This window comes from Streptomyces sp. MZ04, from assembly GCF_004684775.1.
Classification (GTDB): Bacteria; Actinomycetota; Actinomycetes; order Streptomycetales; family Streptomycetaceae; genus Streptomyces.
The window spans coordinates 1-9,880 of the sequence record NZ_SRIC01000295.1 but is presented as its reverse complement, the minus strand read 5'-3'; the positions used below and the strand labels follow the sequence as shown (position 1 = coordinate 9,880).

Here is a 9,880-nt window from a genome sequence, read left to right as displayed (position 1 = left end):
GCCCACCCGGCACCGCGTCGCCGGCGCCGAAGTGGACGGTTCGGGCGGCGCGTTCCCCGTCGTCTCGCCCCGCGACGGCCGCACCCTCGCGCTGGTCGCGGACGCGGGCGAGAAGGAGGTGGACCTCGCGGTCGGCGCCGCCCGCCGGGCCTTCGACAGCGGGCCGTGGCCGCGCCTCTCCCCCGCCGACCGGGGCCGGACCCTGCTGCGGATCGCCGCTCTCATCGAAGAGCACCGCTCCACTCTCGCCCTCACGGTCACCCTGGAGAACGGCAAACCGATCACCGAGTCGTACGCGATCGAGCTGCGCGCCCTGGCGAACACCTTCCGCTGGTACGGCGAGCTCGCCGACAAGCTGACCGACGCCTCCCCGCACACGGCCCCCGACGCGCTGGCACTCGTCACACGCGAACCCTCGGGCGTGGTCGGCGCGGTGGTCCCCTGGAACTTCCCGCTCACGCTCGCGGCCTGGAAGCTGGCCCCTGCGCTCGCGGCGGGCTGCACGGTGGTCCTCAAACCCTCCGAACTCACGCCCCTGTCCGCCCTGTTGCTCGGCGGGATCGCCGACGATGCGGGCCTTCCGCCCGGCGTCCTGAACGTCGTCGCGGGCGACGGCCCGACCGCGGGCCGCGCGCTCGGCCGCCACCCGGACGTGGACGTACTCGCGTTCACCGGCTCCACGGCGGTGGGCCGCCACTTCCTGCGCCACGCGGCCGACTCCAACCTCAAGCGGGTCTGGCTGGAGCTGGGTGGCAAGTCCCCCAACATCGTCCTGCCCGACGCCCCCGACCTGGCGGCGGCAGCGGCCACCGCGGCCTGGGGCATCTTCTTCAACCAGGGCGAGATGTGCACGGCGCCCGCACGGCTCCTCGTCCACGAGTCGGTGGCGGAAGAGGTGACGGCGACGGTCGTCGAACGGGCCGGGACGCTGCGGGTCGGCGATCCCCTGGACCCGGCCACGGAGATGGGGGCGCTGGCCGGGGCGGCGCGGGTGGACGCCGTACAGGAGCACGTACGCCGGGCCGCGGAGGCCGGCGCCCGGCTGCGCGCCGGAGGCACCCCTCTCGAAGTCGTCCCCGGCGGCAGCTACTTCTCGCCCACCGTCTTCGACCAGGTCACCCCGCACATGCCCGTGGCCCGCGAGGAGATCTTCGGCCCGGTCCTCGCCGTCCTCACCTTCGGCTCGCTCGACGAGGCGGTCGCGCTCGCCAACGACACGGAGTACGGCCTCGCGGCCGGGCTCTGGACCTCAGACCTGTCGACAGCGCACACGGTGGCGCGCCGCCTGCGGGCCGGGACGGTGTGGGTCAACTGCTATGAGGAGGGCGACGTGACGGTGCCGTTCGGCGGCTACAAGCAGTCGGGGAACGGCCGGGACAAGTCACTGCACGCGCTGGAGAAATACACGGAGCTCAAGACGACGTGGATCCAGCTGTGAGGGGTGCGCCTGCACCGCCGGTGGTGCGCCTGCACCGCCGGTGGTGCACCTGCACCGCCGGCGGTGCACCTGCCCGCCGGGGAGAAGTCACCCCTTCGCCCGCCGCCCACTCCGCCGAGGAGCCGGCTCGGCCCCGTCCAGGAGCTCGACCCTCCGCTCCTCGCCCTTCTCCTCCGTCTGGACGACAATCTTCCGGAGGAGATCCGCCAGCGTCCGGCACTCCGCGTCCGTCAGCCCCTCGGCGACGAACGCCTCCTCCCCGTTGAAGGCGGGGAACACCTTCTCCATCAGCCGCTCCCCCTCCCCCGTGAGCCGCAGCAGCGCGAGCCGCCCGTCGTCCGGATGCCCCCGCCGCTCAAGCAGCCCCCGCCCGGCGAGCGTCCGCGCGACGCCCGTCAGGGTGCCCTTGGAGATGCCCGCCTCCTCGGCGACGTGACGGGTCTCCATCTCGCCCCAGATCCAGACCACGTAAAGCACCACGAACGACGTCCACGTCAGCTCGGCCCCCCGCAGCACGGAGTTCTCGAAGTGCTGGCGGACGGCCGCCGCCGCGCGGTAGATGTTCGAGACGGCGGCCATCTGCTCGTACTTGACGGGCGTGCCGCCGAGCTTGGCCCGGACCGCCTTCTCGGTCTCGCGGATGGAGCGGTAGCCCGTCACGTGCGTGTCCCCTCGTTCTCGTGTGCCCGGCCGTCGTTCCTGTGGTTCCGGCCGACGGGCCCAGTCTCCCAAGACCTTGCCGGGGCGCATACGCGTCCGTACCATCAGCGCCACTCGAATTTCGTACGGGCTCAAACGATAACGCGTTTCCAGCGGGAACGCCTTCCCCTCCCCGGAGTCCCGGTATGGCCATCGACCAGCACGGCGTGCCTTCCCCCGCGCCGCCCCTCTCCTCCGACACCGCCCCCCGCCGCCGCATCGGTGTCACCGGCATCGTCTTCTTCGTCGTCGCCGCATCGGCCCCGCTCACCGTGGCCGCCGGCGGCATACCGCAGTCCCTCGGCGTCACGGGGATCCTCGGCATACCCCTCCTCTACCTCCTCATCGGCGTCGTCCTCGCGCTCTTCAGCGCGGGATACGCGGCGATGAGCCGGCACATCACGGGGGCCGGGGCGTTCTACGCGTACACCGCGCAGGGGCTCGGCCGCACCGCCGGTGTCGGTGCGGCGTTCGTCGCGCTGCTCGCGTACAACGCCATGCAGATCGGCATCGCGGGCCTCTTCGGCGCGACGACCGCGCAGTTCATCGAGTCCAAGACCGGTGCGGACATCCCCTGGTGGGCGCTGGTGCTCGCCTGCACGGTGGCCGTCGGGGCGCTCGGGTACCGGCGCGTGGACCTGGGCGTGAAGGTGCTCGCCGTACTCCTTGTGCTCGAGTTCGGCACCGTACTCGTCTTCGACATCGGCCAGTTCGCCGACGCCCCCGACGGCATCTCGACCACCCCCCTCACCTGGGGCGCCGCCACGGACGGCTCGCTCGGGGTCGCACTGTGCTGCGTGTTCGCCGCGTACATGGGCTTCGAGTCGGCGGCGCTCTACAGCGAGGAGTGCCGCGATCCGCGCCGCACGGTGGCGCGCGCGACGTACATCGCGGTCGGAGTGATCGGAGTCTTCTACGCCGCGACCGCATGGGCGATGATCAGCGGCGCGGGGACGGGGCAGGCCACGAAGGTCGCGGCCGAGCAGGGTCCGGAGATGCTGTTCTTCCTCTCCGACCGGAGCGGCGGCCTGGGCACCACCTTCTCCGACTTCGCCCAGCTCTTCCTCATCACCAGTCTGCTGGCCGCGCTGCTCTCCTTCCACAACGCCGTTGCCCGGTACGTCCGTTCACTGGGCCGGGAGGGTGTGCTGCCGCGCGGGCTCGGCGCGCTGCACCGGCGGCACGGTTCGCCGCACCGGGGTTCGCTGCTCCAGACGGCGGTCACCGTCGTCGTCATCGGGGTCTTCGCGCTCGCGGGGCGCGACCCGGTGATGGACGTCTTCACCTGGCTGACCAACCTCGGCGCGCTCGGCGTGATCCTGCTCCTGCTCGCCACGTCGGCCGCGGTCGTCGGCCACTTCGCCCGCCGCCGCGAACTGGCCGAGCCCCTGTGGCACCGGCTGATCGCCCCGGTCCTCTCGGGCGCCGCACTGGCCGTCGTCTTCTGGCTCGCGATCACCAACTTCAGCGTGCAGCTGGGGGTTTCGTCCGACAACCCGCTGCGGTGGATCCTGCCCAGCCTGATCCTCATCGCGGCCGGGGCGGGGATCGTGTGGGGGCTGTGGCTGCGGAAGTTCCGGCCTGGGACGTACGAGGGGATCGGGGCGGGGAATGCGGCCGGGGAGTAGCGCCGAACCTCGCTCACAACGCCCTCTCCAGCAACGTCCCGCCGCTCCACGTCACGCCCACCTGCCGGTAGTACGCCCCGATCGGCTCCTCGACCGTCAGCGCGGACAGCTCCTCCGTGGGCGCGTCGAAGAGATCGAGTTCGGCGTCGCCCGCCCACGCCTGACCGCCCTCGAAGGAGGCCGCGCCGGACGCGACGAGTTCGTCCAGGGCGAGCCCTTTGCCGTCGATGGCGGGGAGTTGGCGGTGGTGGGCCATGGGGTGGGCGTTGACGAAGCCGTTCGTCTCCGAGGGTGCGCGCAGGGTCACGACGGCCTGGGCGAGGCGCCGGTCGGCGGCGGCGAGCGTGGCCCCGAAGGCGGCGCCGGCCGCGATGCGGGGGGCGGGGCCGTAGGGGTGCGGCCGGGTCATCTGGATGGACCCGAGTTTCTTCGGATACCCCTGGTGGATCCCCCTGGCGACGGCGAAGTCCTTGTCGACCCAGATGAAGACGCAGCGTGAGTACGTACGTCCGCGATATCCGCAGCGCACTACGGCGAAGCACTCCTTGTACTGGGCCCGCACAGGGTCGAGCAACTCCGCCCTGGACTCCCCGCAGGACTGCCAGTCGGCCCAGATGAGGGCGACGGCTCCGGGGTCTTCGGGCGCCAACTCCAGCGGTTCGGGGAGGAGTTCACGGACCCTGCCGGGGTCGGTCCGGTACTCGACGGTGAGGAGGTCTCCGGAATAGTGCCAGGGCGGCGCGGGGATGAGCGAGGCCCGTCCCGTCGCGGTCCGGGGCGGATAGAACCCTTGAACTCCGGCCATGGGAAGGCTCCTTGGGCATCCGGAAGCGCCATCATTTGGGCCCGTACGATACGCCTTCCCGTCCCGGCTGTCATGCGCGCGCCCGCCACAGGGGGCACCCCCCACCGCCAATCCCCCGGAGGGCCTTGCGCAGCCCCGCGCGGGATCCTATCGTTTGGTCTCAAACGACAGCCGCGCGAAAGGCTGGACCACGGGTGAGTGAAGCAACCGCAACACCCCGGAACCAAGCCGCCGGGAACCCCCACGTCGCAGAAACGGTCGACGCGCTCCGCGCCCAGGGCACGGACATCGTCCGCGTCGTCTACCCCGACCTCATCGGCGCCGACCGGGGCCGCGACATCCTCGTCAGCCAGCTGCCCGGCGCCTGCGGCCACGGCCTCTCCTTCTGCCGCGCCGTCTACCACACCACGCCTCGCGGCGACGTCGTGCCCGTCGCCGGCGGGCTCGAAGCCGGGCTTCCCGACGTTTCCGTACGGCCCGATCTGCGCACCCTGCAGACTCTCCCCTGGGAGCCCGGCGTCGCCTGGTGTCTCGGGGACACCTTCGATCCGGCCACCGGCGAGCCCACACCGGAGTCGCCACGCGCCTTGCTGCGGCGGGTACTTGATGCCGCCGGTGAGTACGCGGGCGGTGCCGTCACGCCCGTCGTCGGGCCCGAGCTCGAGTACTTCCTGTGTGACGCCGACCCCACCGCCGCCTCCGGCTGGTCGGTGTACGGCGGCGCCACCGGCAACGTGTACAGCGCGGGCCGGCGCGGCGACCCGGACGGTCATCTGCTGCGTACCCTGCGGCAGTTGGCCGAGCTCGGCATCGGCGCGATCGCGGGCAACCACGAATTCGACGGTGGGCAGTTCGAGATCAACCTGGACCACTCCGAGGCGCTGGACGCCGCCGACCGCGCCTTCCGCTTCAAGGCCGCCGTCAAGGAGACGGCCCGCCGCGACGGACGCCTCGCGACCTTCATGGCCAAACCGTTCAACGCGCTCGGCGGCTCCGGCTTCCATCTGCACATCTCGCTGGTCGACGCCGCGGGACGCAACGTCTTCGAGGACGCCGGCGCCCCCGACGGCCTCTCCGCGACCGCACGGCACGCCGTCGCCGGACTCCTGGCCCACGCGCCCGCCCTCAGCGCCCTGCTCAACCCGACCGTCAACTCGTACAAACGCTTCGGACCCGACACCCTCGCTCCCTGGCTGATCGACTGGGGCCTGGACAACCGCAGCGCGATGCTCCGGATCCCGCCCGAGAGGGGGTCAGGGACCCGCCTTGAGCTGCGACTCGGCGATGCCTCCGCCAATCCCTACCTCGGCATCGCGGGCGCCGTGGCCGCGCTCCTCCTCGGCATCCGCGACAAGCCGGAGCCACCGGCGCCGCTGGAGGGCTACGGCTACCAGGAGGACTCCGCGCCCCGCCTCCCCGGCACACTCGGCGCGGCCCTCGACGCCCTGGAGGCCGACGAGGCGCTCACCTCGCTCCTCGGCGACGGCTTCACCGGCGCGTTCCTCACGTACAAGCGCAACGAGATCGAACGCTTCCAACAGCACATCACCGACTGGGAGTTCACGGAGTACGCCTTTCTCATCTGAATCCGATGAATCCAAACCCGATGAATCCGAATCCGATGAATCCGAATCCGATGAATCCGACCGCACCCTCCCCAGTAGGAGTACGTCCCATGAGTACGGTCACGAGCGCCGCCGCGCCCCTAGCCCTCTCCGACGTCGACCTCGCCGACAACGACCGGTTCACCGACGGCACCCTGCCCTGGCGGATGTTCGACGTGCTGCGCCGCGAGGACCCCGTCCACTGGCAGCCCGAGCCCGCGCCCAACTCCGGTTTCTGGGCGGTCACCCGGCACGCGGACATCGTGCGCGTCGACCGCGACCCGGAGACCTTCACCTCCGAGCGGTTCACCAACCTCGAAGAGGTCGACGAGGACTTCATCGCCCTTCGCCGCTCCCTCCTGGAGACCGACGGGCTACGCCACCGCGCGCTGCGGCTGATCCTGCAGAAGCAGTTCACTCCGCGCGCGGTCGCGACGTACGAGACGTTCCTGCGCGGCCTGACCGCCCGCACCCTGGATGCCGCGCTGCCCAAGGGCACCTTCGACTTCGTCAAGGAGGTCTCGGCCGACTTCCCGATCAATGTGCTCGCGCGGATGCTCGACGTCCCCGAGGAGGACACCCAGCAGCTCATCGACTGGGGCAACCGCATCATCGGCAACACCGACCCGGACTACGCCGACGTACTCCTGGAGAGCGCGGAGAGCGAGCGGTACCGCAATCTGCCGTTCCGCTCCCCCGCCGCGCTCGAAGTCTTCGCGTACGGAAGGAAGTTGGCGGCGAAGCGGCGCGGCGGCGACGGGACGGACCTGGTGAGCACGCTGGTCAACAACTCGCCCAAGGACGGCGTCCCGCTCTCCGCCACCGACTTCGACAACTACTTCCTGCTGCTGGTGGTGGCCGGGAACGAGACGACGCGGCACGCGATCTCGCACTCCATGCTCGCGCTGATCAACCACCCGGACGAGCGCGCCAAGCTCACCGCCGACCCCTCCCTCATCCCGGGCGGCGTCGAGGAGTGCCTGCGCTGGGCCTCGCCCGTCTACCACTTCCGGCGCACCGCGACCCGTGACGTGGAGCTCGGCGGCAAGCTGATCAGGGAGGGCGACAAGGTGGTGCTGTGGTTCGCCTCGGGGAACCGGGACGCGGACGCCTTCCCGGATCCCTACCGCTTCGACGTGACGCGCCAGAACATCGACCACGTCACCTTCGGCAAGGGCAGCCCGCACTTCTGCCTGGGCAACTCCCTGGCCCGCCTGGAGATGCGGGTCATGTTCGAGGAGCTGCTGCCGAGGTTGGCGGACATCCGCTTGACCGGTGAAGTTCGCCGCGTCCGGTCCAACTTCGTGAACGGGATAAAGGAACTGCCTGTGACGGTGACGCTCGTGTAGGTGCTTGGTTCTCTGCGGGTCGGATGTGGCTGGTCGCGCAGTTCCCCGCGCCCCTTGCGGGGCGCATCAGCCGCCGGAGGTGTCCAGTTCCGCGTCCTCGCTGATGCCCGCGCAGTCGTAGGGGTCCTTCAGCCAGCCGTCCGGCAGGACGACGCGGTTGTTGCCCGACGTACGCCCGCGCGGCCCGTCGGCGCCGGCCGGCCACGGCTGGTCGAGGTCCAACTCGCCGAGCCCGTCCTCGAGTTCGGCGAGCGATGAGGTGATCGCGAGGCGCTTGCGCATTTCCGAGCCGACCGCGAAGCCCTTCAGGTACCAGGCCACGTGCTTGCGGAAGTCGATGACGCCGCGCGCCTCGTCGCCGATCCACTCGCCGAGGAGCGTCGCGTGCCGCAGCATGACGGCTGCGACCTCGCGCAGGTCCGGGGCCTTGGGCGCGCCCGTCCCCTCGAAGGCCGCGACGAGGTCACCGAACAGCCAGGGCCGCCCGAGGCAGCCGCGGCCGACGACCACTCCGTCGCAGCCGGTCTCGTTCATCATCCGCACCGCGTCGGCGGCGGACCAGATGTCGCCGTTGCCGAGGACGGGGATCTCGGGGACGTGCTCCTTCAGGCGGGCGATGGCGTCCCAGTCGGCGGTCCCGCCGTAGTGCTGGGCGGCGGTGCGGCCGTGCAGCGCGATGGCGGTGACGCCCTCCTCGACGGCGATGCGGCCCGCGTCGAGGAAGGTGATGTGCTCGTCGTTGATGCCCTTGCGCATCTTCATGGTGACGGGGATGTCACCCGCGCCGCTGACCGCTTCCTTCAGGATCGCCCGCAGCAGGGGCCGCTTGTACGGCAGCGCGGAGCCGCCGCCCTTGCGGGTGACCTTGGGGACGGGGCAGCCGAAGTTCAGGTCGATGTGATCGGCCAGGTCCTCCTCCGCGATCATGCGGACGGCCTTGCCGACGGTGGCCGGGTCGACGCCGTACAGCTGGATGGACCGCGGCTTCTCGGTCTCGTCGAAGTGGACCAGCTGCATGGTCTTCTCGTTGCGCTCGACCAGCGCCCGCGTCGTGATCATCTCGCTGACGAAGAGACCCTTGCCCCCGGAGAACTCCCGGCACAGCGTCCGGAACGGCGCGTTCGTGATGCCCGCCATGGGGGCGAGCACGACGGGGGGCCGCACGGTGTGCGGGCCGATCTGAAGCTGGGGCTTCATGGCGCGGGGTTCCTCCGGGGCGACGGGTGGCCGGCGATGTGCGACGGCGGGGGCAGACCTCCTATTGTCCCCCATCCGCGTGGCTGCCCGCGCGCCCCGCCTTCACCAGTCGGTACAGCTCCTCCGTGGCCGCCTGCGAGCGCGCGTCCGCCGGGACGTACGAGCCCAGGCGCGGCCCCTCGGCCGGGCCGAGCCACAGGCCGTGGTACGTGAAGTGCAGCGGCCCCACGAGAGGATTGTTGAACCGCTTGGACTGGTCCACCGCCTGCATCACCTCATGCCGCTCCCACAGCTCGCGGAACTCCGGCGAGGCCTTGCGCAACCTCCTGAGCAGCGTCTTCCACGCCGGGTCCGCGAGATGGCCGGCCATCCGCGCCCGGAACCTGGCGACCATCCGGCGCATCGTCTCCTCCCGGTCCTCCATGGCGGACTGCCAGGCGGGGTGCGTGAAGGTCAGCCACATGCAGTTGCGGTCCTCGGGCGGCAGCACGTCGAGATCGGTGAGGAGATTTCCGTACGTCGCGTTGTAGGCGAGGACGTCGTAGCGGGCGTTCTGCACGCACGCCGGGTACGGATCGAGCTGGGTGAGGATCCGCAGCAGGCCCTGCGGGACCGACGCGGTCTCTGCGGCCGGGGACGGGTCGGCGGTGCCCGCGAGCTGGAAGAGGTGGGCACGCTCGCCGGCGTCCAGCATCAGGGCGCGGGACAGCGCGTCGAGCACCTGGGCCGAGACATGGATGGCGCGGCCCTGCTCCAGCCACGTGTACCAGGTGACGCCGACCGTGGAGAGGTGCGCCACCTCCTCGCGGCGCAGGCCCGGCGTGCGACGGCGCGGGCCGCGCGGCAGCCCCGCCTGCTCGGGCGTGATCCGCTCGCGGCGGCTGCGCAGGAAGTCGGCGAGCTCACTGCGGCGGATACGGTCGGGCTGCGTCGGCGCTGCGGTGTTCATGGGGCCAGCTTGCCCTCGTACCGACCCTGTTTCCAGGTAGTACAGGTACCAGGATAAAGAGACTCTGGTACCTGGCTGATGGTTCGACGACCATCTCCAGGGTGGCGGGGGACGCGTGCAGGTCGCGCTCGATGCTGGGCAGGGCGACGTTCACGATGAAGAAATCGATCATCGGGAGCGCGGCGCCGAGAAGGACGGTGAAGAGGCCGAG

8 protein-coding genes and 1 pseudogene are annotated in these 9,880 nt (G+C 71.0%); 4 read left to right on the top strand and 5 right to left on the bottom strand.

Annotation, left to right across the window (positions count from 1 at the left end):
• A partial coding sequence (locus tag E2651_RS36405) for an aldehyde dehydrogenase (protein ID WP_135335539.1) occupies window positions 1–1,438 on the top strand: 1,438 nt, incomplete at its 5' end.
• 87 nt (window positions 1,439–1,525) lie between these two features.
• Here E2651_RS36405 and E2651_RS36400 read toward each other — a convergent pair.
• Window positions 1,526–2,098: a MarR family winged helix-turn-helix transcriptional regulator gene (locus E2651_RS36400; RefSeq protein ID WP_245239446.1), complete on the bottom strand. Its 573-nt coding sequence runs from the start codon at window positions 2,096–2,098 to the stop codon at window positions 1,526–1,528.
• Between the two features lie 185 nt (window positions 2,099–2,283).
• Here E2651_RS36400 and E2651_RS36395 point away from each other — a divergent pair, with 185 nt between their 5' ends.
• Window positions 2,284–3,765, top strand: a complete 1,482-nt coding sequence (locus E2651_RS36395; protein ID WP_135335538.1) for an APC family permease — start codon at window positions 2,284–2,286, stop codon at window positions 3,763–3,765.
• Between the two features lie 13 nt (window positions 3,766–3,778).
• Here E2651_RS36395 and E2651_RS36390 read toward each other — a convergent pair whose 3' ends face one another.
• Window positions 3,779–4,570: an acetoacetate decarboxylase family protein gene (locus tag E2651_RS36390; RefSeq protein ID WP_135335537.1), complete on the bottom strand. Its 792-nt coding sequence runs from the start codon at window positions 4,568–4,570 to the stop codon at window positions 3,779–3,781.
• A gap of 287 nt (window positions 4,571–4,857) precedes the next feature.
• On the opposite strand from E2651_RS36390, the gene E2651_RS36385 reads away from it, so the two are divergent.
• Together E2651_RS36385 and E2651_RS36380 are read left to right on the top strand one after the other, a co-directional pair.
• Window positions 4,858–6,156 (top strand): glutamine synthetase family protein, encoded by a 1,299-nt coding sequence (locus E2651_RS36385; protein WP_245239447.1) that lies wholly within the window; start codon window positions 4,858–4,860, stop codon window positions 6,154–6,156.
• Between the two features lie 89 nt (window positions 6,157–6,245).
• Entirely contained in the window at window positions 6,246–7,523 is a 1,278-nt protein-coding gene (locus E2651_RS36380) for a cytochrome P450 (RefSeq protein ID WP_135335535.1), read from the top strand.
• Window positions 7,524–7,589: 66 nt separating this feature from the next.
• Here E2651_RS36380 and dusB read toward each other — a convergent pair whose 3' ends face one another.
• The 3 genes and pseudogenes from dusB to E2651_RS45705 all read right to left on the bottom strand — a co-directional run.
• Window positions 7,590–8,720 (bottom strand): tRNA dihydrouridine synthase DusB, encoded by a 1,131-nt coding sequence (gene dusB / locus E2651_RS36375; RefSeq protein ID WP_135335534.1) that lies wholly within the window; start codon window positions 8,718–8,720, stop codon window positions 7,590–7,592.
• Window positions 8,721–8,781: 61 nt separating this feature from the next.
• Complete coding sequence (locus E2651_RS36370; protein ID WP_135335533.1) at window positions 8,782–9,669, bottom strand: helix-turn-helix transcriptional regulator; 888 nt, start codon at window positions 9,667–9,669, stop codon at window positions 8,782–8,784.
• Window positions 9,670–9,688: 19 nt separating this feature from the next.
• Window positions 9,689–9,880 (bottom strand): annotated as a pseudogene (locus E2651_RS45705) (MFS transporter); the annotation flags it as partial.

What these genes read in the sequence shown, in the direction of transcription:
- E2651_RS36395 (WP_135335538.1), top strand. Translation starts at nt 2,284, where the DNA reads ATGGCCATCGACCAGCACGGCGTGCCTTCCCCCGCGCCGCCCCTCTCC.
- E2651_RS36380 (WP_135335535.1), top strand. Translation starts at nt 6,246, where the DNA reads ATGAGTACGGTCACGAGCGCCGCCGCGCCCCTAGCCCTCTCCGACGTC.
- dusB (WP_135335534.1), bottom strand. Translation starts at nt 8,720, where the DNA reads ATGAAGCCCCAGCTTCAGATCGGCCCGCACACCGTGCGGCCCCCCGTC.
- E2651_RS36390 (WP_135335537.1), bottom strand. Translation starts at nt 4,570, where the DNA reads ATGGCCGGAGTTCAAGGGTTCTATCCGCCCCGGACCGCGACGGGACGG.
- E2651_RS36370 (WP_135335533.1), bottom strand. Translation starts at nt 9,669, where the DNA reads ATGAACACCGCAGCGCCGACGCAGCCCGACCGTATCCGCCGCAGTGAG.